This is a genomic window from Actinokineospora xionganensis, assembly GCF_014323725.1.
Lineage (GTDB): Bacteria > Actinomycetota > Actinomycetes > Mycobacteriales > Pseudonocardiaceae > Actinokineospora > Actinokineospora xionganensis.
Map to the genome: position 1 here is coordinate 82,793 of NZ_JABVED010000010.1, position 14,812 is coordinate 97,604.

At 67.8% G+C, this 14,812-nt stretch carries 14 protein-coding genes; 4 read left to right on the top strand and 10 right to left on the bottom strand.

Going from position 1 to position 14,812, the window contains the following annotated elements; translation table 11 throughout:
• Positions 1–35 precede the first annotated feature (35 nt).
• The gene (locus GPZ80_RS18325) at positions 36–1,229 is read left to right on the top strand and encodes an ATP-binding protein (RefSeq protein WP_187221649.1); all 1,194 of its coding nucleotides are present in this window, start codon (positions 36–38) and stop codon (positions 1,227–1,229) included.
• A gap of 6 nt (positions 1,230–1,235) precedes the next feature.
• On the opposite strand, the gene GPZ80_RS18330 is transcribed toward GPZ80_RS18325, so the two are convergent.
• The gene (locus GPZ80_RS18330; RefSeq protein WP_187221651.1) at positions 1,236–1,622 is read right to left on the bottom strand and encodes a HicB family toxin-antitoxin system; all 387 of its coding nucleotides are present in this window, start codon (positions 1,620–1,622) and stop codon (positions 1,236–1,238) included.
• A 523-nt stretch (positions 1,623–2,145) separates the two neighbouring features.
• On the bottom strand, positions 2,146–2,292 hold the full coding sequence (locus tag GPZ80_RS18335; RefSeq protein WP_166657913.1) for a hypothetical protein: 147 nt from the start codon (positions 2,290–2,292) through the stop codon (positions 2,146–2,148).
• A gap of 303 nt (positions 2,293–2,595) precedes the next feature.
• On the opposite strand from GPZ80_RS18335, the gene GPZ80_RS18340 reads away from it, so the two are divergent.
• Positions 2,596–3,510: an ROK family protein gene (locus GPZ80_RS18340; RefSeq protein ID WP_312880417.1), complete on the top strand. Its 915-nt coding sequence runs from the start codon at positions 2,596–2,598 to the stop codon at positions 3,508–3,510.
• Positions 3,511–3,697: 187 nt separating this feature from the next.
• The gene (locus GPZ80_RS18345) at positions 3,698–4,012 is read left to right on the top strand and encodes a hypothetical protein (RefSeq protein WP_187221656.1); all 315 of its coding nucleotides are present in this window, start codon (positions 3,698–3,700) and stop codon (positions 4,010–4,012) included.
• A 36-nt stretch (positions 4,013–4,048) separates the two neighbouring features.
• Here the strand turns inward: GPZ80_RS18345 and mctP are convergent, their stop codons facing one another.
• From mctP to GPZ80_RS18385, 8 genes are all read right to left on the bottom strand, one after another.
• Complete coding sequence (gene mctP, locus GPZ80_RS18350; RefSeq protein ID WP_222719512.1) at positions 4,049–5,683, bottom strand: monocarboxylate uptake permease MctP; 1,635 nt, start codon at positions 5,681–5,683, stop codon at positions 4,049–4,051.
• A gap of 5 nt (positions 5,684–5,688) precedes the next feature.
• Positions 5,689–5,970 carry a DUF3311 domain-containing protein gene (locus GPZ80_RS18355; RefSeq protein WP_187221660.1) on the bottom strand — a complete coding sequence of 94 codons (282 nt, stop codon included), beginning with the start codon at positions 5,968–5,970 and terminating at the stop codon, positions 5,689–5,691.
• 160 nt (positions 5,971–6,130) lie between these two features.
• On the bottom strand, positions 6,131–6,358 hold the full coding sequence (locus GPZ80_RS18360; protein ID WP_187221662.1) for a hypothetical protein: 228 nt from the start codon (positions 6,356–6,358) through the stop codon (positions 6,131–6,133).
• A 125-nt stretch (positions 6,359–6,483) separates the two neighbouring features.
• The gene (locus tag GPZ80_RS18365) at positions 6,484–8,307 is read right to left on the bottom strand and encodes a phosphoenolpyruvate carboxykinase (GTP) (protein WP_187221663.1); all 1,824 of its coding nucleotides are present in this window, start codon (positions 8,305–8,307) and stop codon (positions 6,484–6,486) included.
• Between the two features lie 372 nt (positions 8,308–8,679).
• Positions 8,680–9,453, bottom strand: a complete 774-nt coding sequence (locus GPZ80_RS18370) for a hypothetical protein (protein ID WP_187221665.1) — start codon at positions 9,451–9,453, stop codon at positions 8,680–8,682.
• A 116-nt stretch (positions 9,454–9,569) separates the two neighbouring features.
• On the bottom strand, positions 9,570–11,402 hold the full coding sequence (locus GPZ80_RS18375) for a dynamin family protein (RefSeq protein ID WP_187221667.1): 1,833 nt from the start codon (positions 11,400–11,402) through the stop codon (positions 9,570–9,572).
• Positions 11,399–11,869: a nucleotide exchange factor GrpE gene (gene grpE / locus GPZ80_RS18380; protein WP_187221931.1), complete on the bottom strand. Its 471-nt coding sequence runs from the start codon at positions 11,867–11,869 to the stop codon at positions 11,399–11,401. The genes GPZ80_RS18375 and grpE overlap by 4 nt, the downstream gene beginning before the upstream one ends.
• A 27-nt stretch (positions 11,870–11,896) precedes the next feature.
• The gene (locus tag GPZ80_RS18385) at positions 11,897–13,477 is read right to left on the bottom strand and encodes a dynamin family protein (RefSeq protein ID WP_187221669.1); all 1,581 of its coding nucleotides are present in this window, start codon (positions 13,475–13,477) and stop codon (positions 11,897–11,899) included.
• A 164-nt stretch (positions 13,478–13,641) separates the two neighbouring features.
• Here GPZ80_RS18385 and GPZ80_RS18390 point away from each other — a divergent pair, with 164 nt between their 5' ends.
• Positions 13,642–14,802: a sensor histidine kinase gene (locus GPZ80_RS18390; RefSeq protein ID WP_446678429.1), complete on the top strand. Its 1,161-nt coding sequence runs from the start codon at positions 13,642–13,644 to the stop codon at positions 14,800–14,802.
• Positions 14,803–14,812 lie beyond the last annotated feature (10 nt).

Consider the following 14,812-nt stretch of genomic DNA (forward strand, 5'->3'; position numbering starts at 1 on the left):
CGGGTCCACGCTAGAAACGTCGATACCGTCGGATGATGGACCCGGTGCGCAACCCGTTCGCTCCTGGCGCAGGCCAACGCCCGCCGGAGCTGGCTGGTCGCGAGAAGGAACTCAAGGCGTTCGAGGTCGTGCTCGAACGAGTCGCCCGCGGCCGCCCGGAACGCAGCCTGGTCCTCACCGGCCTGCGCGGCGTGGGGAAGACGGTCCTGCTCGGCGAGTTGCGGTCCATGGCGGTCCGCCGCGGCTGGGGCGCGGGCAAGATCGAAGCCCGCCCGGACGCCGACCTGCGCAGACCGCTCTCCGCCGCCCTGCACCGAGCCGTGCGCGACCTCGCCGTCCGCCACCGCGCGCCGGACCGGGTCGAGTCCGTGCTGGGCGTATTGAAGGCCTTTGCATTGAAAGCGAACCCCGACAACGCGAAGCTGCGAGAACGCTGGCAGCCCGGCATCGACGTCCCCGCCACCCAGGGCCGCGCGGACTCCGGCGACATCGAGATCGACTTGGTGGAGCTGTTCACCGAGGTGGCCGAGCTGGCCCAGGACGTGGGCACGGGCGTGGCGGTGTTGATCGACGAGATGCAGGACATCAACCCCGACGACATCTCCGCCCTCTGCGCCGCCTGCCACGAGCTTTCCCAGTCAGGAGCGCCACTGGTGGTCGTCGGCGCGGGCCTGCCGCACCTGCCCGCCGTGTTGTCGGCCAGCAAGTCCTACTCCGAGCGACTTTTCCGATACGTGCGCATTGATCGCTTGGATCGCCGGGACGCTGATCAAGCCGTGCTCGCACCGGTGGACCGCGAGGAAGCCGGGATCACACCGGAGGCCTTGGACGCACTGTTCGAGCGTTCGGGCGGCTATCCGTATTTCATCCAGGCGTACGGCAAGGCGGCTTGGGACGCTGCGCCGGACGATCCGATCACCGTCGAGGATGTGGCCGTCGCGGCACCGGAGGCGGAGGCGGAGTTGGCGGTGGGCTTCTTCGGCTCGCGGTATGAACGCGCGACGCCCGCGGAACGCGAGTACCTGCGCGCGATGGCGGAACTGACCGAGGGGAAGGACGAGGGCGCGGGCACCTCGGACGTGGCGGTGTACTTGGGCCGCAAGCCGTCTTCGCTCTCACCGGCACGAGACAGCCTGATCAAGAAGGGGCTGATCTACTCCGCGGAACGTGGGCGCATCGCCTTCACTGTCCCGCACTTCGGCCGCTACCTCTTGGGCATGGACGAATGAGCGCGGTCAGGACGCCTCGGACCGGCCGCGGCTGATCAACTGGGACACACGCTGTGGTGACACCCCCATAACCTCCGCCACATCGCGGCCCGACAGGCCGGCATCGATCAGTTTCGCCGCAAGTTTGCGCGATTCAGTCGCCGCACGCTCCTGCGCCACAGCGGCATCGGTGACGGCTTGCCGTACATGGGACACCTCGGCCTGGTCGACTCCAGTGACCTTGAATTCGACAGACACCCGTACTTGATCGAGCGGAATGTCCTCCATGACAGCGATCAGGTCGCGCGCCATGGCCGTCGCCTCCGCAGCATTGCGACCTTGCGTGACGCCAACACCTTTGACGTCCACCACCCAGTACTTACCTTCGCGAGACGCGGTCGCCTTGAACGTCATTGCAGCAAACCCTTCGAAAGGCAAGCCATCTGTGAACCGATGGACTTGACCACTCCAGCTGAGACCACGCCATGCCTGGGCACTGGCGCGCGGTGCGCCCCGCACGGACACCCGAACACCTCATGGCCGCCAGTGTTGCGAATCGACCTACAGCCATGATCGAGGAGCGCCCAGACGACGTCAGCTCGCTTCATCGGTTTTGAACACCACAACCGTAGATCTCACCGTGGGACGTCGGAGGTCAAGCGAGGTCACGGGATCCGGTAGTGCCGGGTCAGGCGTGCTGCTCCACCGTGGGGGTTTGGGGGCTCGACCCCCAAGACAACGACGAAGGGGCACGCCGCGAAAACGCGACAGCGTTGAGCAGGCAAATAGAAACCCCGCAGTGCTGCCAGGTCGGGGGTCCGCCAGCACTACGGGGTCAACCGGAACATCGTGCTACGTCCCGGTGGTGTTACACAGAACCAAACTGTGCCCTGCATCACATTTTGGATCTGTGTAATTGAGGGCTTGAAGCAGGGGCTTAGCGCCAGGTCACGTGCTGCGTCTGCGCAAGGGTGATCAGCTCGTGGCGCATCGACGGCGTGGCCGCCTGCTCGATGGCGCGAGTCACCGCCTTGCGAGTACGGGCCTCGACGCGGCGGGCTCGGATCTTCGCAGCGATGTTCATTCTGGTCGCATCCCCTTCGGAAGCTGTTTGCCGTTCTGGCTGACCGGCTATGAGTCAAGTATGCACCTTCCGCCAGCCAAATGCACCCGTTTGTCCGGTGAACTGGCGCACATCCCGATGAATCGCCGGTCAACTCCTGATGACTTCCGGCGGCTGTCCTGTCAGGAGTGTGACCCGGCGGACACCCGGCTAACGCCGGATGGGGGTCCCGCGATGCGCGGATACCTGAGTATGAAGTCATCTAGAAGAATCTCTAGATCGGCTTAGATGAGCGCAGAAACGAGACGGCGGCATACTTCTCGGGTGGCTTACCTGGGTATTGACGTCGGCGGGACGAAGATCGCGGCCGGGATCGTCAGCGGCGAGGGCGAAGTGCTGGACCGCGTGCAGGTCCCGACGCCGGATGGCGACGCGGACCTCGTCTTCGCGGCCATCGAGGAGTGCGTTCGTCAGCTCGACACCGACGTCGACGCCGTCGGTGTCGCCAGCGCGGGACCATTGGACCTGCGGGCCGGGACCGCCTCGCCGGTCAACATCCCCGAGTGGCGCGGCTTTCCACTGCGCGACCGGGTGCGGCAGCTCTTTCCCGACACCGACGTCGTGCTCGCCAACGACGGCCTGTGCATGGCGCTGGGTGAGCACTGGGTCGGCGCGGGCCGTGGGACCGACGACCTGATCGGCCTGGTCGTCTCCACCGGCGTCGGTGGCGGGCTCGTTCTCGGCGGCCGGGCGTACCCGGGCCGCACTGGCAACGCCGGGCACATCGGGCACACCGCCGTCGACGAGGAGCCGGACTGCCCCTGCGGCGGCGTCGGCTGTGTCGAGGTGCGCGCCAGCGGACCGAACCTGGTGACCTGGGCTCGTTCCCAGGGCTGGAACGCCCCGGACGGTGCCGACGCCAAGGCGCTGGCGGACGCGGCGACGGCGGGCGACAAGATCGCGATGGCCGCGTTCGAGCGCAGCGGGCAGGCGGTCGGCATGGCGATCGCCGCGACCGCCGTGATGTTCGATCTGGAGCTGGCGGTGGTCGGCGGCGGTGTCGCCCAGGCGGGTGAGTTGCTGTTCGCGCCCATTCGTTCGGCGGTCGCCCGGCACGCCAAGTTGACGTATGTGAGCGATTTGCGGGTCGTTTCCGCCGAACTGGGCAAAGACGCGGGCATCGTCGGCGCCGCGTCGCTTGTCGCGCGACCTGCGACGATGCCGAGTCCACCCGAATAGGCCAACAGTCGGCTCCGGTGATCGCTTCCGGTCAGCGAATCACTCGATCGGCGTGCCTTGTCGCTCGCCTTCCGTTCGTCGCTGGACACGCTCCGCTCACCGTCTACTTCGAAGTAGACGCGGGTTCTTCGGCCGAATGGCGGCAGACTTAACGGCGACTCGGGCAGACCTAAGGAGTTCGACAGCTTTGGCCGTTAAAGGACCAGAGTCCACCAGCGCGGAACACCGCCGCGCCGTGCACCTGACTTACGTGCCGCCCCCGGCTGACCCCATGATCCCGTCGCCGAGGTCGGAACCCGCGCCCGCGCGTCTTTCCGCGGGGGAGAAGTTCATGCTCGCCGCCGAGCGCGTGCTGGGCGGGTGGGCACCGACGCTGCGTCGAGCGCTGATGATGTTGGGCATCGCCATTTGCGGGCTCGTCGTTGTCGCGCTCACCGCGGGCATCGCGATCGCTGGGGTGGTCGCCGTCGTATTGGCCGGTGTGGCGCACTCGCAGAGGTAGGTGCGCGCGGGCCGACCGCCCGCGCGCACCTCGCCCCTAGTGCGCGCCGATCTTCTTCAGTTTCTTGTCACCCTCGTCGACGTGGTAGTCGCCGGGGTTGGTTTCGTCCGTGCCGTTGAACGCGCGCAACCGCCGGGCGATCACCGTGACCACGACCGCGACGATCAGGTTCGCCGCGAGCGCCAGGATGCCCGCATAGATCAGCAGGCTGTTGCCCGCGAACGGGTGCCAGCCGAAGAAGCCCAGGTCGTTGAGCTTGAGCGCCGACGACCCGAAGTGCTGTCGCTTCCCGTCCGCGCTGGGGATGTTGTAGAGCAGCCACATTCCCCAGGCCATGCCGACCGTCCAGCCCGCGATCAGGCCTCGCATGTGGAACCAGCGCGTGTAGAGCGCGATGGCCACCGCGGGCAGGGTCTGCAGGATCATCACACCGCCGATGAGCTGCAGGTCGATCGAGAACTGCGGGTCGATGAACAGGATGAACGCGACCGCGCCGAACTTGACCACCAGCGACGCCAGCTTGGCCTGCTTGGCCTCCTGGGCGGGTGTGGCGTCCTTGTGCATGAACTCCTTGTAGACGTTGCGCGTCCACAGGTTCGCCGCGGCGATCGACATGATCGCCGCGGGCACCAGCGCGCCGATGCCGATCGCGGCGAACGCGATTCCCGCGAACCACGACGGGAACTGGTCCTGGAACAGGACCGGCACGATCGTGTTCGTGTCGGCCTTGCCGGTCGCCTGGTTCATGATCGGCTTCGTGCCCGCCGAGATCGCCATGTAGCCGAGCAGCGCGAGCAGGCCTAGGACCAGCGAGTACGCGGGCAGCGCCGACATGTTCCGCTTGATCACCTTGCGACCTCGGGAGGCGAGCACGCCGGTGATCGAGTGCGGGTAAAGGAACAGGGCGAGCGCCGAACCCAGGGCCAGCGTCGCGTACTGCAGTTGGTTGTTCCCGTTGAGCAGCAAGCCATCGCCCGCCGCGGGCGTCGCCTTGAACTTCTCGTCGGCCGAACTGAAGATCTCGCTCCAGCCGCCGAGCTTGATCGGCAGGTAGATCACCGCGACGACGATCACGACGTAGATCAGGATGTCCTTGACGAACGCGATCAGCGCGGGCGCCCGCAGGCCTGACTGGTAGGTGTAGACCGCGAGGACGATGAACGCGATCAGCAGCGGCAGGTGCCCGACGACGCCGGAGCCGTTGAAGCCGAGCGTGCGCAGCACCGCCTCCAGGCCGACCAGCTGCAGCGCGATGTACGGCATGGTGGCGACGATGCCGGTGATCGCGATCAGCAGCGCGAGCAGCGGCGAGCCGTAGCGGCCGCGGACGAAGTCGGCGGGCGTGACGTAGCCGTGGACCCTGGAGACCGACCACATGCGCAGCAGCGGCATGAAGACGATCGGGTAGACGATCACCGTGTACGGCAGGGCGAAGAAGCCCGCCGCGCCCGCGCTGAACATCAGCGCCGGGACCGCGACGAAGGTGTACGCGGTGTAGAGGTCGCCGCCGATCAGGAACCACGTGATCCACGAGCCGAACTTGCGGCCGCCCAGTCCCCACTCGTCGAGGTGTTCGAGCGTCTCCCCGGCCTTCCACTTGGCCGCCACGAAGCCCATGACTGTGACCACCCCGAACAGGAGGGCGAAGACGATCAGCTCTGTCCAGTGCAGGTCGTTCACCGGCCGGTCCCTTCATCCAGGTCGTCCACGTCGAGGCCGGCACCCGGCGCGGGCGTCGTCGGCTCGTCGGCCGTCTTGAGGAAGACGAGCGTCGTGCACAGGACGCCGACGGGAATCCCGACGAACTGGAACCAGTAGTAGAAGGGCATTCCGAACAGCTCAGGGCCGATTCGGTTGTAAAGGGGGGTGATCAACCACAGCAGCGGAACCGCCAGCAGCAGATTCCATGGGCTCCACCGCAGTGTGGAGCCCGTTTTCCCAGGCAGGGCCATCGGCATACCTCGCTCGGTTCGCGGGGACGTTGCCGGGAAACAGTAGAGCGCGAGGACGGTCCCGTCACCAGTTAACTGGTAACGAATTCATGCCGCGATTCACCCACGGACGGACAAGTGTCCACAGGCTGTGCACAACTTTGTCCACAGGCTGTGGACAGCAACTTCAGAGGTCGAAGGCCGAAACGCTGTGTTGTTCGGCGAGCCGATCACCGATGATCAACAGGCAGGGCAGACAGCGGGGCCCCTCGTGCGAGGAACCGATCTTGCCGAACGGCACGCTGTGCGTGCACGCGGCCTCGACGAAGCTCGCGGGCCGCTCGTCACTGGGGAAGGCGTGCACCCGTTCGTCGTATCCCGATCGCCGCCACCGCCATCTATCCGCCTCGCCCATTGTCCTCAGCCTCCCCGAATCGTGATCGTCCTATTCATGGGACAGGACAACACGCTGATGGTGACGCTGAAAACGCCGGAAGGCCACCACGAATCTCGTGGTGGCCTTCCCGGTTTTGCCAGTTGCTAGCCCAGACGCTGCTTGAGCGCCTCGAACTCGTCGCGCAGCGGGGTCGGCAGCTTGTCGCCGATCTTGTCGAACCACTCCTCGATGAGGGGCAGCTCGGCCTTCCACTCCTCGACGTCGACCTTCAGCGCGGCCTCGATGTCCTCGCGCGGGTCGGTCACACCGTCCAGGTCGAGGTCGTCGATCGTCGGCACGTAGCCGATCGGGGTCTCGACGGCCGCGGCCTTGCCCTCGATGCGCTCGATGGCCCACTTCAGCACACGGGAGTTCTCACCGAATCCGGGCCACAGGAACTGGCCCTCGTCGCCACGGCGGAACCAGTTGACGTAGAAGATCTTCGGCAGCTTGGTCGCGTCGGCGCTCTTGCCGGTCTCGATCCAGTGCTTGAAGTAGTCACCGGCGTGGTAGCCGATGAACGGCAGCATCGCCATCGGGTCGCGGCGCACGACACCGACCTGGCCGACCGCGGCCGCGGTGGTCTCGCTGGACAGCGTGGCGCCCATGAAGGTGCCGTGCTGCCAGCTGCGCGACTCGGTGACCAGCGGGATCGTGGTGGCGCGGCGGCCACCGAAGAAGATCGCCGAGATCGGCACGCCGTTGGGGTCGTCCCACTCGGGTGCCTTGGTGTCGCACTGCTCGATCGGGGTGCAGTAGCGCGAGTTCGGGTGCGCCGCCTTCTCGTCCGAGTCCGGCGTCCAGTCGTTCTTCTTCCAAGAGGTGAGGTGCGCGGGCGCCTCGCCCATGCCCTCCCACCAGATGTCGCCGTCATCGGTCAGCGCGACGTTGGTGAACAGCGAGTTGCCCTTGGCGATCGTCCGCATGGCGTTCGGGTTGGTGTGGAAGTCGGTGCCCGGCGCGACGCCGAAGAAGCCGTTCTCCGGGTTGACGGCGTAGAGGCGGCCGTCCTTGCCGAAGCGCATCCAGGCGATGTCGTCGCCGATCGTCTCGACCTTCCACCCGGGGATGGTCGGGTCGAGCATCGCGAGGTTGGTCTTGCCGCAGGCGCTGGGGAAGGCCGCGGCGATGAAGTAGACCTTGTTCTCGGGCGAGGTCAGCTTGAGGATGAGCATGTGCTCGGCCAGCCAGCCCTCGTCGCGGCCCATCACCGAGGCGATGCGCAGCGAGTAGCACTTCTTGCCCAGCAGGGCGTTGCCGCCGTAGCCGGAGCCGAAGCTCCAGATCAGCCGCTCCTCGGGGAAGTGCACGATGTACTTGGTGTCGCTGCACGGCCACGCGACGTCGGCCTGGCCGTCTTCGAGCGGTGCGCCGATCGAGTGCAGGGCGGGGACGAAGTCGCGCTCGGTGCCGTCGGCGTCGACGAACCGCTCCAGCGCCTTCGCGCCCATCCGGGTCATGATCTTCATCGAGACCACGACGTACTCCGAGTCGGTGATCTCGACGCCGAGCATCGGGTTCTCCGCGTCGAGCGGACCCATGCAGAACGGGATGACGTACATCGTGCGGCCGCGCATCGAGCCCCGGTAGAGCTCGGTCATCACGGCCTTCATCTCGGCCGGGTCCATCCAGTTGTTCGTGGGACCGCAGTCGGCCTCATCCTGCGAGCAGATGTAGGTCCGCTCCTCGACGCGCGCGACGTCGTTGGGGTCGGAGGCCGCGTAGAACGAGTTCGGTTTTTTCGCCAGGCGGGTGAAGGTGCCTGCCTCCACCAGCTTGTCCGTCAGCCGGGTCCACTCCTCTTCGGAGCCATCGACCCAGACCACCTGGTCCGGAACGGTCAGCTCTGCCACCTCGCGCACCCACGCCAGGAGTCGCTGGTGCGTCGTCGGTGCCTGGTCAACGCCAGGGATTGTCACTGCCGTCATCTCGCCTCGTCTCCTGACTGAACGCCGAAATGCCGATCAGGACGCCATCTGTCCTGGAGGGACCGACGGCGTCCTCATCGAATGGCTGCGCGCCCGCTCGGGATCGAGCGGGTCCGTGCCATGAAGGAATGCATTGAGGCTAGCGAAGTGACTGCCAGGTAACCGAGGCCTGTCCTGTCGGTTCTCTCACAGGAACGATAAGGGAATCGATTCAGTACACGGATGCGTAGTCACAAATCGGACATCCACCTGTCCGTTCCGCGAACCTGGGCGCCGAAACGTGAGTCTTCCCACGTCAGATGGGTAGATCAAGAAAAGATCCCGACACGCAACCGCGTGCCGGGATCTCTTCTGGTGGAGCCGAGCTACGAATTAACCCTGCCAGGCGGAGTCGGAGGCGCTGGTCTTGCTCGAGCCGCTGTCGGACTCGTAGGTGCCGTCCGAGTTGATGTGACCGGTCTCGACGGTGGTCCATTCGTCCTCGCCGGTGTGCTCGGCGATGGTGACGTCGCCGTCGGCCTCGACCACGATCGCCTGGTCGGCTTCGCCGTCGCCGTCGGAGTCGGTGAACGCGTAGGTGTTGCCGTCCTCGTCGGTGACGACCGCGGTGTCGTTGGTGCCGTCGCCGTCGGCGTCGTACTCCGCCTTGCCCGCGGACTGGTCGCCGTCCTTGGTGTCGACGGTGATCTCCTCGCCGCCGGAACCCTTCGAGTCCGTGGAGTCGTCCTCGGCGTTGTCGTCCTTCGACGAGGTCGACGTCGCGTCGGTGCCCTTGTCGTCGTCCTTGTCGTCCTTCGAGGAAGCGCCACCCTCGTCGGCGCCGTCCCCCGAGGGCGCTTCGACGGAGTCGGGGTCGGCTTCGGTCCACTCGCCGGAGGCCTCGTCGTACTCGGCGGCGCCGGTGACGTTGCCTTCCTCGTCGAGCTGGACCATCGTGTCCGCGGTGCCGTCGCCGTCGGTGTCCGTGAACGCCATGTAACCGTCCTCGGTCTGCACGACGGCGGTGTCGTTCGAGCCGTCCTTGTCGTAGTCGTAGTTCTCTTCGACCTCGTACTCTTCGCCCCCGACCTCGACGGTCAGCTCGTCCTGGCTCGACGTGTCGTCGGCGGTGGTGTCAGTGTCGGCGCCGGTCTCGTCCACGTACACGTGGAACCCCCTTACTGAATCCCTTTCGGGATTGTCCGTCTTTGTTGTGGGTATGACTGACTACCCGTCGGTCCGGTTCCCGGCGTTACCAAAGAACTTCGGTACCGCTGATCGGGTCAACCCTTGTCGCGCACGGAACGGATGCTCGCGAGGAGCTTCTCCGCACGGTCGCGTCCGGCGACTACGTCGGTCAGGCGCTTGTTTACCACGGTGACCAGCTTTTGGCGCTCGCTCACGTCAAGTCGTAATGCCTTGTCGACCTCACGGAGTTGTTCTTCGATTCCGGCGATGCGCTTGCCCAACGCCTCGTCGAGTGCGAGGGAGAGCTGCGACTCCGCGTCGATCAGCTGCTCGGAAACCAACTGGTCCAACGTGGAGCGTGAATCGGCGATGGACTCGTTGAGCCACAGCTTCATGTGCTGCTTGTCGGCGGAGTGCTTACGCGTGCGCGCGATCCACCAGCCCGCGCCAAGCCCGATGATGATGGTGGGCACCAACAAGATCGGCGCGGCCACTGCGCCCGCGATCGGCAGCACCGCCATCTTGCCCGCGCCGAAGCCGCCGGAGATGCCCATGAAGACCAGAAGCTTGTCCTCCGCGGTCGGCATCCGCTTCTCGGCGGCGCGCAGGACCACTTGGGACTGACCGGAGCGGGCGAACTGCGATCGGATGACCTCGAGCTCGTCGGGGCTGAACAGCTCGCTGAGCACGGTGTCGGCGACCTGGTTGAGCCGGGCGCTGACCGACTGGCTGATCTTGCCGGACACCATCTGCATGGCGGCGTCGACCTGCCCGGGCAGCGCCGCGAGCTTCTCCCGGTCGGCGGTGTCGATGGCCTGGCGGAACCACGACTGCAGGTCGCGCATCTGGCGACTGACCTCGTGCGCGTTCTCCAGCCGGGCGCGCTGGATCTCACTGCGCAGCTTGACCTGCCAGCCCTTGGTCGAGGACCGGCGTTCGGAGGTCAGCTCCTCCTTGCGGGCGCGCAGCGCCTCGGCCTCGGCCTCACCGGTGGTGAGGGCGCGGCGTTCGTTGTCCAGCTTCACTTTCAGCTCGCCGAGCGCCGACGACAGCGCGCGCAGCGTGTTCGCCTCCGACAGCATCGCGGAGCGGCCGACCAGCAGGCTCTGCAACGCCTGCTGCAGCTGCACGACACCGGACTTCTCCTTGAGCATGGTCGCGGCCTCGGGGCTGGGTGCCTTCCCGGCCATCTCGAACATGCGCGAGGACACCGGGTGGAAGGTGGCGCCCGCGAACCGGGGCGCGTGCTCGGTCAGCAGCGCCTGGTTGGCCTCGAGCACCTGCCGCCAGCCCCGGTACTGATCCACTTTGGACAGCGCGAAGACGACCGTCTCCACCCGGTCGCCGATGTTGGCGAGGAAGTTCAGCTCGCCCAGCGTGAACGGCGCGGAGGCGTCGACGACGAAGAGCAGCGCGGTCGCCGACGCGGCGGCCTCGATGGCCAACTCGCCGTGCACGGAGTCGAGCCCGCCGACCCCGGGAGTGTCGACGAGGACGAGCTTCTCCAGCAGCGGCACGGGTCCGTCGACCTCGACGTAGCGCGGCGGCAGTTCGCCGTCGGGCAGGTCGTGCGCTGCGGACACCCAGTTGATCAGCTTGCCGAGGTCGACCGGGACCGGCGCGAGCTGGCCGGGGTAGCAGGCCCGGGCCTCCCATTCCTCGGCATGACCGAAGATCAGGTAGGTCGCCGTGGCCACGTCGGCGTCCACCGGGGACAGACCGGGCGTCTCGATCAGGGCGTTGACCAGTGAGCTCTTGCCGCGGTTGGTCTCACCGACGACCACGACCGACGGCTTCTTCTTGCGCCGCGACCGGATCTCCTCGACCCACTGCGCGGACTCCGGCTCGGCTTCGCGGAGCAGGGCGAGCAGCTTCTCCCTGGCCAGCGCGACCTGCTTGGGCAGCGACAGCGGCTGGGGCTGGGTCATGCGGTGGTCGCCTTGCTCGTGTAGACGGTGACGATCGGCGGGCGCAGCACCTGCCCGCGGTCACTGAAGCCGACGACCTCGGTCTCGGCGACCGTGCCGTCGAGGGCATCGTCCTCGGTGCCCATCGTGCCGCCCGCCTCGTGCACCGACGGGTCGAACTTCGCGCCGTCGGGGCGGACCGCGTCGACGCCGACAGCGGCGAGCCCCTCCTCGATGCGTTCGGCGACACCGGAGCTGCGGGCGCGGTCGTGCGCGTAGAGGCACAGCGTCACCAGCGCGCGGCGTTCGTCGATCGCCTGGTCGTAGAGCTCCGGCGCGATGCTCACCAGCGCGGGCTCGACCCGGAAGTCGTCCACCAGCTCCACCGGTGCGGCGGTGTCGGCGTTCTCGATCACCTGCGCTTCGACCTGGATGGTCGAGTCCTCGTTGCCGCCGTCTTTGCTCTTGCCCTTGAACCAGGAAGCCATCGTCATCCAAGTCTTCTCGGTGGTGCCTTATCCCTGGGGACCGGCGCCGGTGTCCTGTGCTTTGAGCTGCTGCCAGATAAGGAAGTACGCGCGGTGCACGACGTGGGCGACCCGGCTCTGCGCGGGGGTGGCGCCGAAGGACGCGAACGAACGCCACCAGCCCGCGCGCTCGAGCGCGTAGGCGGAGAGCTCCTTGTGCGGCCTGCCCTTCATGCCGAGCTGCTCGGGGACGTCCGGGCTGCTGCCGACCCGGAGCACCTCTTCGGCCAGGTCATCGGGCATCGACACCGCGCCCGAGGTGACCAGGGTGAGGGCTTCGAGCAGGCGCAGCTGGTGGGCCTCGGGCTTGGCGAGCAGGACCTCGATCGCGTCGTGCACGCGCTGGCGCTCGCCCGGGTCGCCCGAGGCGTGGGCCAGGGCGGTGACGGAGGCGAGCGCGGCGGCGGCCTTGATGCCGTCGGCCCGGGCCCGGAAGACGGCGTCGAGTCTGCTGCGCAGCCCGGCGAGGCCGGAGGCGTCGAGGAGCTTGCGGCGCAGGGCGCCCGCCGTGAGGTCGGGCTCGGCGCGCAGGGCGTCGACGGCGGTGCGGATGCCGTAGAGGTCGAGCTTCTCCAGCAGCTTGACCCGGGTGCCCGCGGCGACGTCGCAGTCCCAGGTGGTGAAGATGTCCGCCGACATCAGCATGGTTTCCCAGGTGGCGTCGTCGAGCTTGGACAGCGAGCGCAGCGCGTCGGCGTCGGCGGAGGTGAAGCCGCCGGACTCGGCGGACTCGGCGAGCAGGCCGATGACCGGGATGACGTCGGCGACCCGGGGCTTGAGGGTGGCGGCCTGCTTCTCGGCGAGCAGGGTGGCGGCCTTCCACACGTCGCCGTCGCTGCCGGTGACCGACTCCGGGGTGATGGTGTCGGCCTTGTTGAGGACGGCGATGGCGTTGACCGGGCCCGCCTCGCGGCTGGCGGTGGCCGCGGTGAACGCGGCGAGGGCCTGCTGGTCGTCGGCGCGCACGCCCTGGGTGACCACGTAGAGGACGGCTTCGGCGCCCGCGACCGCGTTGCGGGAGGTGTCGTCGAGTTCGCCGTCGCCGGACTCCTCGTCTTCCTCCTGCTGCGCGGCGCCGAGGAGCTGCTCGGTGCGCTTGACCGACGCGAGGTCGAGCGATCCCAGACCCGGGGTGTCGATGACGGTGAGGTCGCGCAGGACGGCGTTGGTCAGGTACGCCTCGAGGTGCGAGACCTTGTCGAAGTCGACTTCGAGGTCGTTGGGGATCATGCCGCCGACGTCGAAGGGCAGCACCTGCTTGGTGCCGTCGAAGAAGATCAGCTCGACCCGGTCGACCGTGCCGTACTGGAACCGGGTGACCAGCCGGGTGCACTCGCCCACGTCGGTGGGCGCGATCCGCCGCCCGATCAGCGCGTTTACCAGCGTCGACTTGCCGGATTTGATCCGGCCCGCGACGGCGACCTGCAGCGGGGCCGAGAGTCTGCGCAGCACCTCGCGGAAGCCTGCCGCCGTCCGCGCGGACACCTGCGGCTGCAGGCGCTGGCACAGGTTGGCGACCGCCGCCGACAGCGGCCCGGCGAGATGCTGCTGCTCGGTCGCGGTTGTCAAAGCCCGATCCTCCCTCGGTCGTGAGGAATCGTGCCATGTGCGCGGGAGCCGCGTGCCCGGACCGTCGGATCCGTCCGCAGGACGAGACCGCGTGCGACGCCAGGCTGACGCGCGCGCGGCGTGAACCTGCCTACGCTCATCCAGTGCGACGGCTGAGCTTGTGGATGAAGAAGCACCCGATGGCGGGCGACATCGTCATCGCGACCTTCCTCGTCCTGTTGGAGCTGCTGTCGCTGTTCGAGATGCCCGGGGGCGTCGAGGCGTGGGTGTACTGGCTGGTCGGCGCCGCGATGCTGGGCCCGCTGGTCATCCGCAGGCGCGACCCGCTGCTCTCGGCGTACCTCATCTTGTTCGCCGGGTTCGCCCAACTGCTGACCCACGGGGTCCCGGGCGGGGGCGGCACCGACGCGCGGGTGCGGTTGGCCGACTTCGCGCTCGGCATCGCGCTCTACACCCTCGTCACCTACGTCGGCCGCAAGCAGGCGGCGCTCTACGCGCTGTGGCTCGCGCTCGGCACCGCGGGGTGGTCGGTCTGGCGCATCGGCTTCCCCGAGGCGATCCTGCCGACCCTGGTCATCGTGGTGATCTTCGCGCTGTGCTGGGTGCTCGGTGAGTTCACCGGGGCCCGCAAGGCCTACCACGTGGAGGTCGAGCGGAGACTGGCCTTGCTGGAGACCGAACGCGACCAGCAGGCCCGGTTGGCGGTCGGCGAGGAACGCGCCCGCATCGCCCGCGAACTGCACGACGTGGTGGCGCACGCGGTGAGCGTGATCGTCGTACATGCCGACGGCGCCGCCTACGCGGTGCGCACCCAGCCGGAGCTCGCGGAGCGGGCGATCAACACGATCTCCGCCACCGGCCGCGAAGCCCTCACCGAACTCCGCAGGCTCCTTGGCGTGCTCCGCAGCGACGGCGACGAGTCCGAGCTCGTGCCGCAGCCGAGCACACAGTCCCTCGCCGAACTGGCCGAGCGCGTCCGCACGATCGGCGTCCCGGTGCGGCTGGACCTGTCGGGCGACCTGGACGACCTGCCCGCGGGCGTCGGCCTCGGCATCTACCGGATCGTGCAGGAAGCGCTGACCAACACGATCAAGCACGCGGGCACCGGCGCCTCGGCGGAGGTGCGGGTCGCCCGCATCGGCGACCGGGTCGAGTTGGACATCTCCGACCGCGGCTCCGGCAAGGCGCTGGCGAACGTCGTCGGCGGCAACGGCCTCATCGGGATGCGGGAACGCGCCAACGTCTTCGGCGGCACCCTCCAGGCGGGCCCGGCGCCGACCGGCGGCTGGCGGGTCCACGCGGTTCTGCCGGTGTCGACCGCGTGAGGGGGCTACT

Coding starts and splice junctions, on each gene's coding strand:
- GPZ80_RS18325 (WP_187221649.1), top strand. CDS start 36: ATGGACCCGGTGCGCAACCCGTTCGCTCCTGGCGCAGGCCAACGCCCG.
- GPZ80_RS18330 (WP_187221651.1), bottom strand. CDS start 1,622: ATGACGTTCAAGGCGACCGCGTCTCGCGAAGGTAAGTACTGGGTGGTG.
- GPZ80_RS18335 (WP_166657913.1), bottom strand. CDS start 2,292: ATGAACATCGCTGCGAAGATCCGAGCCCGCCGCGTCGAGGCCCGTACT.
- GPZ80_RS18355 (WP_187221660.1), bottom strand. CDS start 5,970: ATGCCGATGGCCCTGCCTGGGAAAACGGGCTCCACACTGCGGTGGAGC.
- GPZ80_RS18360 (WP_187221662.1), bottom strand. CDS start 6,358: ATGGGCGAGGCGGATAGATGGCGGTGGCGGCGATCGGGATACGACGAA.
- GPZ80_RS18365 (WP_187221663.1), bottom strand. CDS start 8,307: ATGACGGCAGTGACAATCCCTGGCGTTGACCAGGCACCGACGACGCAC.
- GPZ80_RS18375 (WP_187221667.1), bottom strand. CDS start 11,402: ATGACCCAGCCCCAGCCGCTGTCGCTGCCCAAGCAGGTCGCGCTGGCC.
- grpE (WP_187221931.1), bottom strand. CDS start 11,869: ATGGCTTCCTGGTTCAAGGGCAAGAGCAAAGACGGCGGCAACGAGGAC.
- GPZ80_RS18390 (WP_446678429.1), top strand. CDS start 13,642: ATGAAGAAGCACCCGATGGCGGGCGACATCGTCATCGCGACCTTCCTC.